At 39.5% G+C, this 19,206-nt stretch carries 14 protein-coding genes; 6 read left to right on the forward strand and 8 right to left on the reverse strand.

The annotated features are described in order from the left end of the window. The first annotated feature begins 185 nt into the window (after window positions 1–185). The 6 genes from F2B13_RS19840 (at window position 186) to F2B13_RS19870 (ending at window position 7,220) form a co-directional block, all read left to right on the forward strand. Window positions 186–707, forward strand: coding sequence for a hypothetical protein (locus F2B13_RS19840; RefSeq protein WP_149304946.1), 522 nt, complete (start codon window positions 186–188; stop codon window positions 705–707). 1,351 nt (window positions 708–2,058) lie between these two features. Next, window positions 2,059–2,772 carry a peptidase gene (locus F2B13_RS19845; protein ID WP_149304947.1) on the forward strand — a complete coding sequence of 238 codons (714 nt, stop codon included), beginning with the start codon at window positions 2,059–2,061 and terminating at the stop codon, window positions 2,770–2,772. 12 nt (window positions 2,773–2,784) lie between these two features. Beyond that, window positions 2,785–3,630 carry a transglutaminase-like domain-containing protein gene (locus tag F2B13_RS19850; protein ID WP_149277702.1) on the forward strand — a complete coding sequence of 282 codons (846 nt, stop codon included), beginning with the start codon at window positions 2,785–2,787 and terminating at the stop codon, window positions 3,628–3,630. A gap of 221 nt (window positions 3,631–3,851) precedes the next feature. Next, a complete protein-coding gene (locus tag F2B13_RS19855; RefSeq protein WP_149277703.1) occupies window positions 3,852–4,337 on the forward strand; it encodes a YciE/YciF ferroxidase family protein in 486 nt (161 codons plus the stop codon). Window positions 4,338–4,538: 201 nt separating this feature from the next. Continuing rightward, a complete protein-coding gene (locus F2B13_RS19860) occupies window positions 4,539–5,096 on the forward strand; it encodes a type 1 glutamine amidotransferase domain-containing protein (RefSeq protein WP_149304948.1) in 558 nt (185 codons plus the stop codon). 669 nt (window positions 5,097–5,765) lie between these two features. After that, the gene (locus F2B13_RS19870; protein WP_149304950.1) at window positions 5,766–7,220 is read left to right on the forward strand and encodes a glycoside hydrolase family 130 protein; all 1,455 of its coding nucleotides are present in this window, start codon (window positions 5,766–5,768) and stop codon (window positions 7,218–7,220) included. A 31-nt stretch (window positions 7,221–7,251) separates the two neighbouring features. Here the strand turns inward: F2B13_RS19870 and F2B13_RS19875 are convergent, their stop codons facing one another. The 8 genes from F2B13_RS19875 to F2B13_RS19910 all read right to left on the reverse strand — a co-directional run bounded on the left by F2B13_RS19875 (window position 7,252) and on the right by F2B13_RS19910 (window position 19,177). Further along, window positions 7,252–9,594 (reverse strand): glycosyltransferase, encoded by a 2,343-nt coding sequence (locus F2B13_RS19875; protein WP_198440171.1) that lies wholly within the window; start codon window positions 9,592–9,594, stop codon window positions 7,252–7,254. Window positions 9,595–10,767: 1,173 nt separating this feature from the next. Continuing rightward, the gene (locus F2B13_RS19880) at window positions 10,768–12,441 is read right to left on the reverse strand and encodes a hypothetical protein (protein ID WP_198440172.1); all 1,674 of its coding nucleotides are present in this window, start codon (window positions 12,439–12,441) and stop codon (window positions 10,768–10,770) included. Window positions 12,442–12,714: 273 nt separating this feature from the next. After that, window positions 12,715–13,473, reverse strand: a complete 759-nt coding sequence (locus F2B13_RS19885) for a CPBP family intramembrane glutamic endopeptidase (protein WP_149304951.1) — start codon at window positions 13,471–13,473, stop codon at window positions 12,715–12,717. Between the two features lie 126 nt (window positions 13,474–13,599). Continuing rightward, the gene (locus tag F2B13_RS19890) at window positions 13,600–14,073 is read right to left on the reverse strand and encodes a GNAT family N-acetyltransferase (protein WP_149304952.1); all 474 of its coding nucleotides are present in this window, start codon (window positions 14,071–14,073) and stop codon (window positions 13,600–13,602) included. Between the two features lie 152 nt (window positions 14,074–14,225). Further along, complete coding sequence (locus tag F2B13_RS19895) at window positions 14,226–15,509, reverse strand: metal-dependent hydrolase family protein (protein ID WP_149304953.1); 1,284 nt, start codon at window positions 15,507–15,509, stop codon at window positions 14,226–14,228. An 826-nt stretch (window positions 15,510–16,335) separates the two neighbouring features. Beyond that, window positions 16,336–17,358 carry an amidohydrolase family protein gene (locus F2B13_RS19900; RefSeq protein WP_149304954.1) on the reverse strand — a complete coding sequence of 341 codons (1,023 nt, stop codon included), beginning with the start codon at window positions 17,356–17,358 and terminating at the stop codon, window positions 16,336–16,338. A 147-nt stretch (window positions 17,359–17,505) separates the two neighbouring features. Further along, on the reverse strand, window positions 17,506–18,000 hold the full coding sequence (locus tag F2B13_RS19905) for an FHA domain-containing protein (RefSeq protein ID WP_149304955.1): 495 nt from the start codon (window positions 17,998–18,000) through the stop codon (window positions 17,506–17,508). Between the two features lie 46 nt (window positions 18,001–18,046). Continuing rightward, on the reverse strand, window positions 18,047–19,177 hold the full coding sequence (locus tag F2B13_RS19910; RefSeq protein ID WP_149304956.1) for an HNH endonuclease signature motif containing protein: 1,131 nt from the start codon (window positions 19,175–19,177) through the stop codon (window positions 18,047–18,049). Window positions 19,178–19,206: the final 29 nt, after the last annotated feature.

Raw genomic sequence — 19,206 nt, forward strand, 5'->3', positions numbered from 1 at the left:
TACAGTAAGATTCAATAGTGCGGTTCGTGCATTAAGTCTAACTTTCTCACCGTGTAAAAACTATGATCGTAGGTCGCTGTATATAGATTAAACTAAAATCCAATAGCATTAAAGATCCCATTTTGGCTGGGCTAAATTTATAATGTGTAAATAACGTAATGTAACATTTCTTAAAATATAATAAGATGAAAAAAATACTCTTAGGATTAGCCGTTTTACCACTGATGTTGGGAACGGCCTGTAAAGCGGTCAACAGTGCAAAAGGGCAACAAACGAATAATGATATGGCCAGCAGTGAAAGGGTTGATACAGAAGATGAAGTGAATTCCGGTCAAGACACTAGTTCTAACCGCGTAAGTACGGTCGAGGCCATGAATGGTTCCACAGGTGGAAATTCAAATGTGAATCAGAATAGTGCGATCGAGTCGACGAACGAGGTTACGGACGGTAAGGCAAATCTAGATGCCAATAACGAAGGTGCAGTCAGTACCGATATGGATTATTCTCAAATGTACATTGATCTCGGAATGACCGATGACCAAATCAGAAACTTTGAAATGGAAATGGAGAATTTTCAAAGTGTTCAAAACAACTCGCCCAACGGTGAGATGATGGGAACCCTGAGTACGGAACGCGATAGGCAATTGGAAAATATTTTGACGCCAGAACAATTCGAAGAATATCAGCATTGGAAAGAAGAGAACTAGGGTAGGTTCGTTGGATTGGACTATCCCCTTTTATCTTCTTGAAGAATTTAAAAATGGACGCCACTTATTTCAAATCATCGTAACGGATTTTAGTTTTATGCAGCCCTTATTTTACCGCTGTATGAAAAAGATGGCGTTTTGTTTGAAAAATAGCTTCTTTTTGGTCGATAGGCATAATGTGTAAAACGATTTCGCTCACTTAGATTCATTTCTAAAAAAACGGTAAGGTTGAATAAGGATGTATCTAATGGCCTATACGAACTTGATAGGTTTATTGGTACCAATTAATGTAGTCACCTAAGCACGAATAAAGGCTTGTTGTTCTTTTTGCTCTATGGGTCGGTAGCAAATTCTTCGATAGCCAAATCATGAGTACAATAGTGTGGGGGAGAAAAGAATATAATCGGACCAACAACCTTACCGATCGCGTATTGCACCATTATAATGGTGAATTGTTCGGTAGAGGAACGTAACCAATTCGCTGTCGAAAATTTATTCTTAAAAATTGAGATGGACTGGAGATATGCCCTGTTTTTCTTTCTTTGCCCTGGGCATACCCATAACAGGCAATGAGCAGGGCGGAGCATGGTCTTTGGCAATTTCAACAGACCGGACCATCACTTGAAGTATCTTCAGATTCTAATAAATGCTTATTTAGGCGAAACTGTTTCATTCAAAAACAAGCACATACCTGTCGGGTGGTAGTAGAACTATATCGACCACCCAATGGGTTGTAACCTATAACTGGCCTAATTTCAATTGACCTGAATAGAAGCCTATTCCGACCGATACGAAAAAATACCCGTGAATGGTCAGTACCCTACTTTCAATAGGATCAAAATCGTAGATAGTATTTTCCGACCTATTTCTTAGTTGAATCTTTTTTGACGTTGCCCTTGGCATCATTCATCTCACCAACGGTGCCCTTGCCTTTTGATGATTTTCGTTTTACCGTTTTGTTTTTCTTGTCGCCCATTGCTTTAGTATATATGTTTTATATCCTATAAAGGAACTGTTTAATTTCAAGAAAATATATCGCTACAGAATAAAATAGTACTCCTAGAAATATTACGAAACGATAAGGGATGGTACGTACCTTGCCCCCTGATATTCATAGGTGGCAAAGTTTCGTCATGCCCTCTTAAAATTAGTAGAGCCGTGCTTGGTCTTTTAGAATTCATGTCAAATTGAACCAGCTACAAATAAGATGCGATACGGTTAATTTTCCAAATGAAATAGGAGTAAGTTTGCAGGCTGATATCACCTTCTTCGAACAGCGCTTTTCCTATGAAATTGGATGGTATCAAAGGATCGAAATTCTTTGAATCACTGTATAATTAAACTGTAGATTATGACTTATTGCCTTGGTATAAAGACAAAACAAGGGTTGATTGCCATGGCGGACACACGAATTACCTCCGGAAACAACAAATCGACCAAAAAGAAAATTTACATTGAACAGAGGGAGAAACACTCCCTTTTTATAATGACAAGTGGCTTACGATCGGTACGCGATAAGGCTGTGATCTACTTTCAAGAATTATTCTTGGAAGGGGTTATCGACCACAACAAAATGTTCAAGGCGGTCAATGCATTCGGAAAACAAATCAAACGTGTAGAAAAAGAAGATAAAAGCGCGCTACAAAAGGCGGGCTTAAAATTTAATCTTAATACGATTATCGGGGGTCAGTTAGAAGATGATGATGAACATAAACTCTTTTTGATCTATTCCGAAGGCAATTGGGTCGAGCTAAACGACGATTCTCCGTATGTGATAATTGGTAATTCAGGGCATGGCAAAACCATATTGAACAGGGTGCTGAGTAGTCAATCATCGCTGAAACAGGCATTAAAGGCAGGGTTTCTTTCTTTCGATGCTACACGCTTAAGTGCTACTGATGTAGGTTATCCCCTAGATGTCGCCATCTATAAAAAAGACTCCTATAGTATTGAAGAAAAGAGATATAGTGGAGAGGAAATGAAAGACATAGCTGAAAAATGGGATAACGACCTAAAGACCGTTCTTGAAAACCTTCCTGAAAATTGGATCAAACACAATGTGTAAAATAATTGACCTATGAAATTTACAGTCAACAGCTCGCTTTCCTATGTGGTCAATGCACCCACCACCTTTATATTTAATATTCATGCGCTAAAGACCGTAAATCAAACGGTTTGGGAAGAACAATTAACGCTTGACCCTTCCATGAAAATTGAGGAGTATACGGCCCACGACGGCAGCTCTAGATTTGTAAGACTAAAAGTAATGGGTGCGATGAACTTTACCATAGATTACTCGGCAATCGTTGAGGTCACTCCTACCATCATCGATGAGAACAACTCTGGCCAATCGGTACCTGTGGTGGAATTGAATAGCTATATTGCATCTTTCCTCTACCCAAGCCGGTATTGTCAATCGGATAAGTTGATGACATTTGCCTATAAGCAATTCGGACACCATACATCGGTATATGATAAAGTCTTGGCGATAACAGATTGGGTACACAGCAATATTGATTACATAAGCGGAACTACAAATTCGCAAACTTCGGCCATGGAAACTATTACCGAACGGGTAGGGGTCTGTCGTGATTTTGCCCATTTAACCATTGCATTTTGTCGGGCGTTGTCAATTCCTGCAAGATATTTTACGGGATATGCCTTTCAACTGAACCCACCCGATTTTCATGCTTGCGTAGAGGCGTATATCGATGGGAATTGGATTATTTTCGATCCAACCCACCTAGCGCCTTTAAATGGTTTGGTGAAAATCGCCACAGGAAGGGATGCTGCGGATGCTGCGGTGTCAAGTATTTTTGGAAACGCGAGCGGTACCTCTATGAAAGTAGACTGTCAGGTACTAGATAGCTCGTTCGTACCCTTTGAGTTTGGCGAAAACCAAAAAGGTATCTGTTATCAATAGGCCCCATAGAATCCAAATTATTAGGATTTCCTTTCTATATCAAAATACTATTATTGAGGCTTATATTAACGCAATCAAGTCAAAATCCCAATACGCTCATAAAGTATGTCAGGGCTTTTGTAAAAAATGGCTTTGAGGTCAAAACTTCATCTCATCGCACACAAATGGATCGAATGATGTACCTACCTTGGATATAAGTTTAATCCTCAAAAAAGAATATCATGAAAAATTTAGAAGAGTTATTCGAACATCAATTGAAAGATTTATATAGCGCGGAAGAACAGCTGATCGAGGCCTTGCCAAAGATGGTCAAAAAAGCGACCAACAAAAAGCTGAAGGAGGCCTTTGAAAATCACTTGGAAGAGACCAAGACCCAGAAAAGCCGTATCGAATCGATATGTAAAACACTCAATATTTCACCCGGTGGCGAAACATGCAAAGCGATGGAAGGCCTTATAAGGGAAGCGAAGGGCTTTATGGACGAGGCCGAAACGGACGAGGTTATGGATGCAGGCCTTATTGCCGAAGCACAGCGCGTCGAGCACTATGAAATATCGGGCTACGGAACCGCGGTTCGATACGCCAAAGAACTGGGCCATGGAAGTATTGCGGGAAAATTGCAGGAAACCTTGGACGAGGAATACAACGCGGACAATAAGTTGGATAAATTAGCCGAAAGCCGATTGAATGAAGAGGCCATTTCGTAAAGGTCATTAGGTAAAATGAAAATTGTAAAGCGCTCCTTGAAGGAGCGCTTTTTTTGTTCGAAAATAGCAGCATACCTCCTTTAAATGGCGATACCTGATACAATCAAATTTGGAGTCAATAGAGCAACGTCTCGGAGGCAGGAACCGCTAATTTTCATAGCAGAAGCAAATAGGTTTTAACGAAGTACTAAAATAAAACCCATGAAACTAAAAGATAAAATAATAGCTATTCTTGCCACGGACGGCTTTGAGCAGTCCGAATTGTTTGAACCGTTGAAAGCCCTTAAGGACCAAGGGGCTACAGTGCATATCGTCTCCGATAAAGAAGGAAAAATCAAAGGCTGGGACAAAGCCGACTGGGGAAAGCACATCGAGGTCGATAAAAAGGTCGATGCAGCCCACGTTAAGGATTATGATGCCTTGGTATTACCCGGTGGTGTGCTGAACCCGGACAGTTTGAGAACCCATACGGTCGCTCTAAATTTTATTAAGGCATTCTTTGAAAGTAGTAAACCGGTCGCTGCCATTTGTCATGCACCTTGGCTTTTGATAAGTGCGGGTGTGATCAATGGCCGAAAGGTTACCTCTTTTAAAAGTATCAAGGAAGATGTGATTAATGCCGGAGCGGAATGGCAAGATAAAGAAGTAGTGGTCGATAATGGTCTCGTTACCAGTAGAAACCCCGACGATTTACCTGCATTTTGTGATAAGATTATTGAAGAAGTGATCGAGGGCAAGCACGATGAACAGCACGCCTAGACCTGGAGCCTTGTGATTTCCCCTTTGGGGTGGCAGCATAGCTTATATAAAGTATGTAAACCTTCTAAAAATCAAATAAATGAAATCAAAATATGAAGCCTGTATAACATCATGTCAGCAATGCCTGTTGGACTGTCAGAACTGTTTGGTGCAAATGGCGACCATGCAAAGCGATAACGATTGTCCGAACTGTTGTTACCAGTGCGTCGATGCTTGCCTTATCAGTATAAAGTACATGGTGGCCGACAGTCCTTACGTCGGGCAGGCGTGCAAGTTATGTGCAGAAGTGTGTGAATGGTGTGCGGAACAATGTAGGCAACATGATCATGGGCATTGCAAAAAATGTGCGGAGGCCTGTGTCGCCTGTGCGGTCGAATGTCGAAAACTTGCCGCCTAAATACAATCCAAGTTTTACATTCTATCTTGAGTATTGGATGTATACTACGCACACTTTACGACCATGATTGAATTGTTAAACTCCCCCTTCCCACTATTCGGAAGCGATTGTACAGTAGCAAACGCTTTATGACGGCATAGCTTTACGACCTGAGGTTGTCTATTTGGGGTTGTTTCACGCCAAAATATAAAAAATAGGCATATGAATTTCCTCAGGGGTCGGTGACGGTCCGTGCGGATATCCGTCCAATAAAAATTTAATTTAAGTATACGATGCAGGTTTCCGTTCAAAGAAAAGAAACAAAATTTTTACCTGATTCAAGTAGGGTCGTGGCCCGATTCTTCAATAATGGGGAAAAACGAACCTCGGAACTCATCAAAAGGGTACTTACTCTCGACGAGCAACAAGTAAGCCGCCAGTTGGAACATACTTTTCGCGAATTTGCGGGTCGCCATCGCAATATTTCGCAGATTTTCCTGAATCATTTCGAGAACCACAGAGGCCTCATCGAATCGCTTGATATCGATGCAACCGAACTTACAAAGGAAGCGAAGCTTCTTATAGGTTCCTACGCCACTATGGAATATTCTATCGAATCTGCGGCAATGTTCAACCCTTCCATCATTGAAGATTTTGATCAGTCTTTTTTGGCCAAGGGTGAGAAAAGGGTAATTCTTTCTTTCCGCGCCACCGGGGAAGGCCATCTCTCTTCGATAGTTTTTCGTCGCGGAATTCTGGATTCGAACAATGATTTTCACCCCAATAAGGTTCGAAACCATATCGATATGGCAAAAATCGTTCGCAAGAAATCATACGATAAGGGAAGGTTCGTGCAGAAGTTAAATGAGATGAATATCGACGAGAAATATTCTGCCCTGATCATGAACGATCTGCCCGATCATTTTGATTATCATGAACTAAAAAGGTCGGTCCACCAAATCATGGCCAGCGATATCGGTACGGATAAGCGATTGGCCTTAGAGGAGATGACATGGCTTATTGATTCGTATTACGATATTGAATTCAATCTAGATTCCGATATTTCCGAACGGGTTATCTTCCCTACTTCACCATCGGAGAGTAAGGGTATTGAAGACGCCAGGTTCGTACGATTTATTGAAGATGACGGTTCAGTTAAGGTTTATGCGACCTATACCGCATATGATGGGCATACCATTTTGCCCAAACTGCTGTCTACCGATGATTTCAGTTCGTTTAGGATCATGCCGATGCATGGAAATGCTGCTCAGAACAAAAATTTTGCCTTGTTCCCGAAAAAGATCAAAGGAAAATATGCGGTATTGGCCCGGGTAGACGGGGTCAATAATTATGTAATGTTTTCCGAACGAAATACGCTCTGGAACGATCCTATCAAAATTCAGGAACCTCGGTTCCCTTGGGAATTTACCCAAATCGGCAATTGTGGTGCACCACTTTATACCGAAGAGGGTTGGCTCGTTATTACCCATGGGGTAGGTCAGATGCGACGGTACTGTATAGGTGCTTCCCTATTTGATCTCGACGATCCGACGAAAGAAATAGGGCGGCTTTCCCAACCCCTACTTTCCCCTTTGGAAAAAGAACGGGAGGGATATGTGCCTAACGTGGTGTATTCTTGTGGTTCTTTGATCAACAACGGGGAATTAATTTTGCCCTATGCGGTCTCCGATTATTCTTCCTCGTATGCTACCGTTCATATGGAAGAATTACTCCACGCCCTAAAATAAGGCCTTGAACCTTTTCATGAAATGAAGATGACTAATCGTTCAAATCTTCGAAAGCCATACGGGCCATTAAATAGCTAACGGTCGATTCGGCACCTTGATTTAAATTCACATTGCTTAATTCCAGACCGTCATGGCAACCGGCGGTACATGGATTATACACCATTTGTCGAAGATGGTTTTTTCCTAAAAACCAAGCAAAGGCATGCTCCATCAACTGATCGTAACCGTGCAATGGAAATATTTTGTGAAAAAATCGTAGGGCCAATACCGTATAGGCCACATCAATAGGTTGCTCGCCGCCCTGAAAGGTCTCGTTAGAACCTTGACCTTTGTAATGCCATTTTTTATTGGATATTACCGATATCATACCATCCTTAAAAATCTTTGAAATAAGAAAATCAAAGGAATTCTTCGCTACTTTGCGATATTCGGGCTTTAACTTTAAAGAATAGGCCATCAATAGGGCGTGTGGAATAACGCTATTGCCATAAGTAAGACCGTTTTCGAACCAATGCCAATCCTTATCCGATTCGAGTTTGAACTGCCACACCAATTTATCCGCAAACGTTTCGATGGCTCCTTTCAGGCAAATTCTATCGTCGATACTACTATAATAGTAAATGCCTTTAATGATAAAAGCCATGGCCCTCGGTGAAGTCACATCCAACATGGCGCTTACCGAATTTTCGAATACAAACTGGGCCTTGCCTTTAACGATGTCAAATTCTGGGGGCAATACCCTGGAAATATGAAGCAAGTAACCAAGTGCCCAAATGGCCCGGCCACAGGCGTCATCGAGATTTACTTGGGTGTTTTGGTCGGTAAACTGGTATTCCTTGTTCACATAATTCAAAAATTTCCCATCATGGCGAAAGCAACAGAAGATAAAGTCGAAGTACAATCTTATATATTTCAAATCAGATTCGTCACTGGTCAGTTGGTAATGTTGGCATACCGCGATCAATGCCCGTGCATTATCATCTAAAGTATATCCACTTTCAATATCGGGCCGATTAATTTGCGAAAATTGGATGATCCCCACATTAGTGGTCATCTTTTTTAAATGTTTTAAATCTATTTTGGGTTTTTGATACGTTAAGGAAAAGGGCTTTTTTGATACTTCCTCAAAGATTTTGGCATGGGCAATGGCCGCATTTTGCCAAGCTGAAGCAGCCGTGGTGTGCATTCCGTTGAGACTCATTTTAACTCGCCTTTCCTCGTCATTCAATAAATCGATAACGTTTTGGCCCAGCTCTAGGGAGTTCTCAAAATCAAAGGTCGTTCCTGAACCATTTTGTAAGACTTCCAAAGCATGGGGTATGGGGGTCGATACGATGGGGCAACCACAACTCAGGGCATAGGCAAATGTTCCGCTAACCGCCTGATTGGGGTCTTTCGAGGTAAAGAGATAAATATCGGTCAGCTGTAAATATTCAAGCAAGGTTTCGAGTGGAACGAACTTGTCGATAAAACGAACATGGTCTTCAAGACCCAGATCACGTACTCGATCCCCCAAAAAATTGCGGTAAGCCTCGCCCTGCTCCTTTAACAAAGTAGGATGGGTTCTTCCAATAATCAGAAAAATCACGTCAGGGGTGTTATCGATGATATGGGGAAGAGCATTTAAAGTGGTCTCTATACTTTTACCGGGCCCCAAAAGTCCAAACGTAGAAAGCACGGTCCGTCCCTCCAAGTTATGTTTGATTTTTAAAGTGTCTCGGTTGCCATATTCTATCAAATGGGTCCCATGGGCTATTACCTGTATTTTCTCTGCGGAAATGGCGTAGTCTTTGATCAAAATTTCGGCTGAAGTATGGGTCATCACAATTATGGATTCGCAGAGGGCGGCCATGTTCGAAACTTTGAGTTTCAGTTCTTTCGACGGATTCGGTAGCACGGTGTGAAAAGTGATGATCACCGGTTTGTCCATATGGTCCAAAAACTCGATAAAGCATTGTTCGTTTTGCTGAAATAGACCAAATTCGTGCTGTATGAGGACCGCTCCGATACGGGGATTGGAATTGATCGTATAGGCCGCTTGTAGAAAGTCAAGGGCTGATTCCGTATTCAATGAATGCCGTATGTCTTGATCGTAGGTGTGTCGAATCCCTTCGGTTTCCAAAGGGCAGATTGATACATCGAAGGCGTTCCCGAATTTTTCGGAAAGCGAGTGGACCAAATCTTTGGAGTAGGTGGCAATACCGCATTCCCTAGGGGGATATGTCGTAATGACGGCAATTTCGGGCAAAACGTTTTTTGAGATCAATGGCCCTATTTGTTTCGGGAAATTGAGTGATACTATAGCGTTATGGGGTGAGGAATGCCCTTTCCGGGCTTCATTTTTTACAGTTGTTGGGGTGAATCCGCTATCCATGATTTTTTTTGCTTTTTAAATGTGTGAAAAATGAAAGGGTAGAGCGTATTTGTTGAAGCCTGAAATGGCCATCGGGGTTAAAAACGACCCTTCCGTCTCAGCTTGCTTAAAGCTCCAGGGCAACTGTCTCATAAAGCGGATTTGGTCTCGCTAGTTAAAAGTACGTCAACTGGTAATGTAGGATTATTACTATCGATTTATAAAAATACCTCGATTGGCATTTGAGGTAATGAGGGTGGGAAAATTGTCAATGAAGCCATTATTTTATTTGGTTCTGCATTCTCTTACTTTAGGGTGTTGTTAGTATATTTTTCCTTTATGGGCCATTCAAAAAAACTTAGTAGTGGATAGCGATTTTGAGCATATCGATTTTCAATGAAAAGGTAGTGGAATCCTTGGCACCTCCGCTGTGCCCGTCGGCACTCAAAGAGGTTGGAGGCGAGGCCCGAAAGGAAAAACTTCCCGACACTTTTTTTTTGATTTCTACGGAGATATACAAAATCCGGCAACTATGAAGTGTATATCGGCCTTCCAAACGACCCGCTTTATAGTTCTCCGGCCGTAGCGAGGCATCGCTCTTGGATTTTGTGGTATTGGGAGTATAGATTGCCGTACCAAATTGCTTTTAGCCCTGTGTTATAGTACGTTGGCCGCTTGACCGGACGGCTGAAAGCTGTTAGTGGCAGTGATTACCTTGCAAAGTGGTCAAGCTGGCATGGCCATAAAACTCAAATATTCTTTGTATCCCAAGGGTACGGATGCACCTATCGAAGTTATCTCATCATGGTTCCTGTTATTCTACTTGCTGGAGCGGTGGCTTTTGTCGGTTGCTTGACCAAAAGTAGTAGGAATTTTAGGAGCAGTAGAAATAGAAGGGCGAGGAAACAGTTTTAACCTACACCATTCTATTTTTGATCTATTATAGACTGTAGCCGAAACTCTTCTTCCGCGGGTTACGGATTTAAATAAGTTTTTATTGCGTACGAACGACGATTTACAAAAGTACAAGGGCTTCGGTATTGTTCTATTGCTCCTCAAATCGCGACCCTGTTTGAGCCTGTTTTAATCTATATGTTTAAGATCATTTCTGCCGTTACAGATACAACCTATACGCTTTTCGGTATGGCCTCTTCTTTGATTCGGATACAATTTTAAACCTACCTAGTATCAAAATTATGGTGCTGATTTTTTCTTTTTCAATATAAATTGATGCACTCCCTTTTTCAATGAAATGGGAATGCCATGTGCTAGCTTTTTGTCTGAAAACGACTGGTGGTTCTTTTCGCTAGTATTGATTAATTGATACCTATGGTCTTTTTCTACAGTATACCATTCTGGAAATTGGTTGATTCGAGGCCAATCCAAGGGCATATGCATAACGGTTTGGTGCCTGGGCGTGTCAAATTTTAAAATACCTGTCCAATCTTGGTCTAGTGTTATACTGAAAAGTAGATCGTCCTTTTGCATTACGGCCCCTATTTGAAGGTCTGAGCGCCATGGATAAGCCGTTATGCCTTGCGTTTTCCAAAGGCAATACATAATTGTAGTTCTAGCAAAATTTCCATCCCCGTGCCATCCTTCAATAATGCCCGATGAACGCCATTGCGAAGTGTTTGCACGGAGACTGGAGTCTTGTAAAGACCACATCACCTGAGTTTCACTATTTATCCAGGTAGCGGTAGCTGTTATAGGCTCTCTGGCATATAAGTTCAAAGCCCCTTCGATCGCATCGGCATACCCATCGGAAGAACCGTTTTCCCAATTATAGTTTCTATAGCTGTCATTTAAACCCGATAGACCTTGTAAAGTAGCCGCTCTGTAAGCTTCCACGGAGTCTACCTGATACACGGAATAAAATGCATTCAATGTATATCCGAAATTATCGGCAATACCTTTTTTTAGGATGTCCCCTGTTTGCGGATTAACGACATCATAAAAAAGACCATCCTTGTTTCTGCCAACTTCTAGGGTACGATCAAGCATTTCGTGGATATGGTGCCGGTATTCCTCTTTTTTCTTGCGCGCCGCAAAATGGGTTGTAACATAAAGCTCGCACAATCCGGATACTATCTCACAGCCATGGTCACGTAATCTTAGTTCCGAGAAATCCCTGGTCGGATGTTGGTTTCCTAATAAATAATAATCGCCTAATCGAATAGCCCAATCGAGGTATTTTTGTTCTCCTGTCATCCAATATACGCGTGAGAGTACTTGTAGCATTTCGCCATTAAGTTCAACATTGGTGGAGACAATACGGCCAAAATCCGTATCCACGGGCGCATGTTTCCACATGTCATCCAAGATGCCGATCATTCTTTCTGACCAAGGGCTCTTGCCCAACCATTCTGTTAGCGGCAATAAACCATCTTTGATGTATTCCGATGAGCCGAAAAGAATACTATTTAGGTCCGCCTCGGCAGTATAAAAACCTTTCTTACTAAAGGAATACGTATCGGGCATTTTATCGATACGTGAGGTAAGCCGAATTTCGTTTTTCAACATTTCGAGCATCCGTCCCTCAAAAAGTGCTTGGTCGGTAATGGCCGCAGTTAAGACCATAAACGGATAATTATCGGCTGCAGCATCCTTGGCATTCCATATATCCGGATCTTCATACAAGTTTCTAGGGATAAGACCAGTAGTGGAATCTGCAAAAGCCAGCCAATCTTTTACGAACCGTCTACATCTTTCAAGGCCTTCGTTAACTAAAATGCCATTGGCACGTGCCCGTTTAAAAGCAATAGTTTGTTCAGGAGTTAGTTCAAACTGATTTTTGGAAGGTCGATTACAGTACAGCAGGAGACAGGCAGAGAAAGTAATCGTTAAATATAGTTGAATTTTACGCATAATTATCTTTCTGATTCTAAAGCCTAACGACCTGTTACACACGACATCTGCAAAAGCAGTGTGCGGGTTGTGGCGCTGGTATTGATTTCTACGGAAATATAGCAAAATCCGGCAACTATGAAGTGGATATCGGTCTTGTGTTTTACGATATTGGGAGTATAGATTATCGTACCACCGGGCGTAGCGATCGATAAACACCCGTAAAATAAAAGGCAGTGGTGAAGACGTTGCTTTTAGCTAATGTTATGGCAGGTTGTTAGCCATTGGCTTTATTTAAATTGAAAATTGTTCGGCAAATACCATAATTATATGGGCGAAAATGTGAGCAATAAAAGCACTCTCCAGTCCTTTTTTCCAGTATAACCAACCGAAAATAATTCCACCAAGCGAGTTTCCAATTAAAATATAGGCTAGTAATCCCGTTGTTGGATGATCAACCGCTTGATAGGCAATTGGAAAATGTCCAAAAGCAAAAAGTATAGCAGAGAGTACAATACCTATCCAAAACACAAATGGTTTTGTGCCTTTAAATATTTTCGAGCATAACCAAATAATTAAGGTCATTAAACCAAATCTCATTACTATTTCTTCCGTTAATCCTCCATATAAGAACCTTGCCGCTAATGTTGGTTGTAAGGATTCTCTCAATTCAAGAAATTCGGCTGGTACAATTGGATTAAAAACGAAGCTGACAAGACTTAACAAGATTCCTGATAATATTCCTCCTACAAGTCCGTACTTAAGAATACTTGTAGTTTTGATACTTTCTTTCCGTATGCCAATGAGCTTTTCAATAATCGGGACTTTTAAATTGACTTTCTGATATAATATGGTTCCAATTACAACCAATATTACCAACAAAATAGTTGGGTTAATTAGGGTTAATAGTTTGATTTGTCCTGCTGTAAATTTGTCTTTTAAAATAGCTTCAACTTCGGAAGGTAGCGGGATATCCATCGTTAGTATAGATGCAATGCCAATCATTCCGATAAGTATCAGGATTATTCCTAAAAGTATCTTTTTTCCAGTCATTTTTTTGCTTGTGGCTAACGATCTAGCGTTAGAATAGTAGCGGATTTTGAGTACGTACTTTTTGGTTAAACCTAGACTTTTTTATGTTTATTCGACTTCGTTTTACTGATTGCACCGCTATTATTTTTAGACATTGATGGCATTATTTTTAACTAATCCGTCATATACCTTCGGGTTATGTTTTTCCATATAAAATTCAGGATTGGATATTTCGGTAAACCCAAATTTTTTATAAAGCCATTCAGCTGTATCAGTTACTAAAATCCAGCGTCTTAATCCTTGAAGATTAGGGTGTTCCATTATTTCATCTATCAGCCACTTACTTAATCCCTTTCCTCTATATTTCTCTAACACATAAACATCTCCTAAATATGCAATAGTTGAATAGTCCGAAATTATTCTAGCAAAGCCAATTTGCTTGTCTTTGTAATAAAGCCCAAAATTCAACGAGTTTTCAATGGATGTTTTCAAAGTATTGATCGGAATTCCTTTAGCCCAATCAGTTTCGTTTGCAAGGAATTTGTGGATGCTCAAAATATCTAGTTTATCCTTGTCAGTTGAAATGGTATATTCATTTCTTTGTGCTTCTCTAATTTTCATTACAGTTGATTTTAACTTGGAATAACGTTTAGTATTAGAATAACAGCCGACTGCGTTACAATCCCCATTCAATTGAAACGAAAGTTGAAGCGGTTATCATCCTTGAATTTACGATGGTCTCGGCTATTATTTTTATTAAGTGTCCTGCTGATTTACTTTTCATTCTTATAAACTGTCCCACCTTTCATAACAAATGTTACGTTTTCTAGCGTTTTAATATCTTCGAGTGGATTTGTTTCTACTGCGATTATATCTGCTAATAATCCTTCTTTTATTTCTCCTCTATCGTCGATCTTTAACATTTCTGCACTATGTATGGTAGCCGCTCTTATTGCATCAAAGGATTTCATTCCTCTTTTCATCATTGCGGAAAGTTCAAGTGCATTTTTCCCATGCGGTACTAGCGGGGCATCTGTACCCATTGCAATTTTGACCCCCGCCTTTATTGCCTTTTCATGACTCTTAATTGCCAAGGGTAAATTGTTTTTTGATTTTTCAACAACGATCGGGTTCATCTTATCATAGCTTAAAGGTATGATGTCCAATAAAGCATTTGTTGGTACTAAATAGGCTCCTTTTTGGATAAATAGTTTGATGGCTTCATCAGAAAGAAGGGAACCATGTTCTATTGAGGTGACCCCGGCTTGGAGCGCTGCGACAATACCATCGGAACCATGGGCATGTGCCGCCACCGTTATATGGTGTCTATTCGCTTCTTCCACTACAGCGGTTATTTCTTCTTTTGTCATTTGTTGAGCCCCTGATGGTCCCTCCAAAGAAGACATACCTGCTGTGGCCATAATCTTAATTGCCTTTGCTCCATGTTTGATTTGATAGCGTGCCGCTTTTACAAATTCATCTGTTCCGTCGGCTATACCATATTCAGGCCCCAAATCTATCACGGTTTCGGCAAAACCACCCTGCATGGAAAGGTCGGCATGTCCTCCAGTAATTCCGAGCGCATGTCCTGTAGGAATGATATGAGGAGCATTGATCCAGCCATTGTCAGAGGCCTCTGCTAAAGCAACATCAATTAGTTCAATAGAGGGGTGCAATTGACCAATATTTCTAACGGTAGTAAAACCTGCCATTAAAGTTGACTCAGCATTCTTTGCAGCTCTTAAAGCACTTTTGCTTGCGTTATCAATTACGAACAGAGTAAAATGGTTAGGAACGAAATCCATATTTAAATGAACGTGCATATCCATCAAACCAGGCAAAAGAATTTGGCTACCCAAATCTATTACTTCAATGCTTTCAGGAATAGATTTTGGATTAATCGATTTAATCAATCCATTTTCAATAAGAAGGTTTGCTGGTTGTATCAATTTTCCAGACTTCACATCGAGGTAAGCAGAAGCTTTAATTAATTTGGTCTGTGCATATATTGAGGTAATTGTAAAGATGAGGATTAAGAATAAGGTGTACTGTTTCATCTAAGTATCATTTTTTGTATTGGTGGTTGGGCTATGATTTCGGCGTGGAAAATCCAAGGGATTTTTCAATTGGGAAATATCATGCCGACTAAATATAGGGAATTACAAGGCTAATTGAGTGCCACGCTGAATTATAGCCCTTGTTGCCATTTCGTTGTTTTTGCCAAACACATTATGCCATACCTTTTCAACTCGAATGGAGTGAAAGTTCTTATTTTATTGAAATTCAGCAATTTGCACTTCTTTTTGACAAAAATTTCTGAAATTTTCAGTATATTTCTGGTATGGAAAAAGTGGAATTTATTTTTCAGATAAATATTGCAATTATTGCTATAGCTTCACTTTGTGTTCTTTGGGCCGTTATAGCCTCCTTGAACGATAGGGGAAGGAACTTTCGAAGTAGTAGGAACAGAAGGGCAAGAAAACAGTTCTAAAAGATTATACGTTGTCCTTAAATGCACCGTTTTATTTTCTACTCCGTTCGAGTGAAAAGCCTACATGTTTATTTTTCCTACCTATTAAAAAAATCTACAATGTAACTTGAAGCATTTAATTCCGTTCGAGTTGGAAGCCTTGCGTTGCGCCATTCTAAAATTCCCATTGCAAACCGTCTAAAAAGTCCTTTTCCGATTCTAATAAACTCCCTTTTTCCATCGATCGATTCCGAGCGAAAAGTTTTTTACAACGAATGGCAACGGATTGTGTACGGCTCGTTGCGGAAAATCAGCTATGATCTTCCGCCGTAACCAAAAGATAGCATATTGCAACGGATTCCGATCAAGGAAAAACTTGTTTGTTTTTTACCTCGGTTCTTTGTTGTAGACAGTTATTTTTTAAATCTCAAGAATCTTGCTGCGTTATTATAAAAAATATCCGCCTTTTGTTCTGTAGTTAAAAATTTTGCGTTATTAATTATTTCTATTGACTTTTCTAGTAGTTCTGGCCAAATGAAAGTGTCGGACCCGAACATTATTCGTTTTCCAAATCCCGCACTAATAAGTTTTTTGAGATGAAATTCGTAAAAATAGTCACTCGGATATGCCCATTGAATCCCTCCTAGATCAACATAGATTTGTGGATAATGGTACATCATGGTTATCATTTCATCAATAAATGGCTCACCATAATGCATAACGGAAATACGAAGTCGTGGATATTTTTTTAAGACTTCTTCGAGCAACAAAGGATTTGAATAAGCGGCAACATATTTAGGACTGAAGAGATATGGGCTTCCTGGGGCTCCCGTACCCAAGTGAATGGCAACGGGAATATTTAATGCCTCTGCCATAGCATAATAAGAATCCATTCTTGGGTCATTAGGTGCTATTCCAGCGTATTGATTAGATATTTCACCAAACACCTTTATATCATGTGTATTTATGATGGCTTTTAAACTGTCAACAGAAATGGAATCCCTTTCTAGATTAAACTCGATACTCGGTATTATTTTGTCACCGAATTTTGTAGACCACTCCTCTAAAATAGATTGAGAACCGCTAACCACTGGTGTTACATTTAATTTATTTAGTTGGTCTTGAATTCTTAAACTATAGTCTTCAAATGTTGTAGATGAATAAATAGGTGTTTTGCATCTTGGGTTTTTCAACGTAGAGTCCCAAACTTTTCCAAATTCTTCCTTGGGGTCAAAGTGTGGAACTAAATTTGAAAGAGGCAAACACAATGCTAGTTTTTCAGGTGGCAGTGTGTTATTGCTCTCTGCATGCATGTGCATGTCTATTATTGGGCCTCTATACCAGTTGTCATTTTCAGTGGTCTCTTTTCTTTCTCCATCTGAATTACAAGAAGAAAAAATTAAAAGTATCGCAATTATTTGGTGTAACCTTATCATTTTCAATGGTCCAGAACGGTTGGGCTATGGGTGGTTGCTTACAGCACTAAGGTAGCAAAAAGTCAGAGCGTGAGGAATATTCGAAGAATATTTCGATTGACATTTACCAACCTCCAACAATTACTTATGTCCATTATAGGCAAGTCATTATTTTAATTCTTCAAATTCAATTAGTGTTTTTCCTAAAATCAATTTATCTCCTGACTTTAAGTGACAAATTTTATTAATCGGTTTCCCATTATGAATTGTTTTATTCAATGGTGATAGCTCCTGAAACATTACCTTATTTCCACGATAGAAAAATACTCCGTGGTCTCTTGATACAGTTGGATCAGTTAAATCAATATCGTTTTCAGATTTCCTGCCCACGGATAATTTACATTGATAAGGGATGAAATATTTATTTGCTGTATTTCCATCTTTGTCTCTAACAACTATTAATCCAATTGCGAATTGTCTGGCAAGTTGAGCAGCAGCTTCTGGATTTTCAAATAGTAATTTTGAGTAATTAACAGCAAAGTCAGTATTCCAAATTTTAACTTCTTGCTTGATTTTTAGCTTGGTTATAAAATATGAAGAAATCAAACTTATAGTTGCTCCTGAAATTCCTCCTATTAATGCTGCCAACACCGTGTTATCCATAAGTTTGATTTAATGTTCGTTTAAATACATTGTTAGCCACAGTTATTTATTCATAATCATTGTAATCTATGTCTCTATAATGGATATCTGGCGTTCTCTGTTTACTCTTATTTGGTATCCCAAAGGCATAAGGCCTAATATCAATTAAAAGTCGTTTCTCTTTTTTTTCTATAGTTTCACTAACATCCAGAATTTTGCCATAAACTAAATAAATTGGCCTTCTTCCAATTCTCCAAGTAGCAGTAGATGAAGTAATAAACATTGGGTCAACTTTCCATTCCACAAAAAATGGTTTTCTTCTGAAATGTATAATTGTTGGCTCTGAATTTTCATCAATTACATCTCCTTTATAAGTTCTGCCATAAACACCTCCTGTATAAAAACAATATTTTCCGACAATTCCTTTTTTCAATTCTGAAACTTTTAATAAATCGTCTAAGTCATAAAGTTTTACTTTAGAGAACGTTTCGAGTAGTATTTTATAGTAATGTTGGATTAACATTGTCGAACCATACATTGCGAAAAACTTCAGAGGCGTATTTTTATTCAAGTTGTATTTTTCATACAATTGTGGATTTATATTACCTGTACTTAAAATTAAGTTCTCAGCATTAAGTCTTTCTGAAAATATTGTATCTGGAACTTCTTTATTGATTTGTAAAGCAAGTTCTAAAACTCTATTAACGTTTATATAGTCCAAGTCATTAACATTGTTGCTTTCCAATGCTAGCGTCCTAATTGCATTACTTTCAACTCTTTTCTCCCAACTGTTTTTGGCTTTTATAATTTGTTTTGGTGAAATTTTATTTGCCAATGCTTCTCCTTCTCTATGAGCTAATTCGTGGTCATTAGGGCATAAAACTGCAAGATTTTCATATGAACTGTCTTGGCTAATATTATAATGTTCTATGTGATGAATTATGTAGCTATCGCTTTTATTTCCGTGACATAAGCAACAGGTAAAAGCACTTCTTTCCAAAAGTTCCTGAACAATATCTTCATCAATTGGCTGCCTTTTTACAGCACGTTTTAAAATTTCAGCTTGATGAGATGGTAAGTTGTATTTACCAATTAAATTATTTTTAGATGTATTTCTAATAGTGGAAATATTTAGATTTTTTGATTTAGCAATATCAGCTAATTCAATATCAATTCCATATTTTATGAGAGTGTTCATCTAATAATTGCTAACGGTTGGGCTATGGG

Source organism: Pareuzebyella sediminis (assembly GCF_008367235.1).
Taxonomy (GTDB): Bacteria; Bacteroidota; Bacteroidia; order Flavobacteriales; family Flavobacteriaceae; genus Pareuzebyella; species Pareuzebyella sediminis.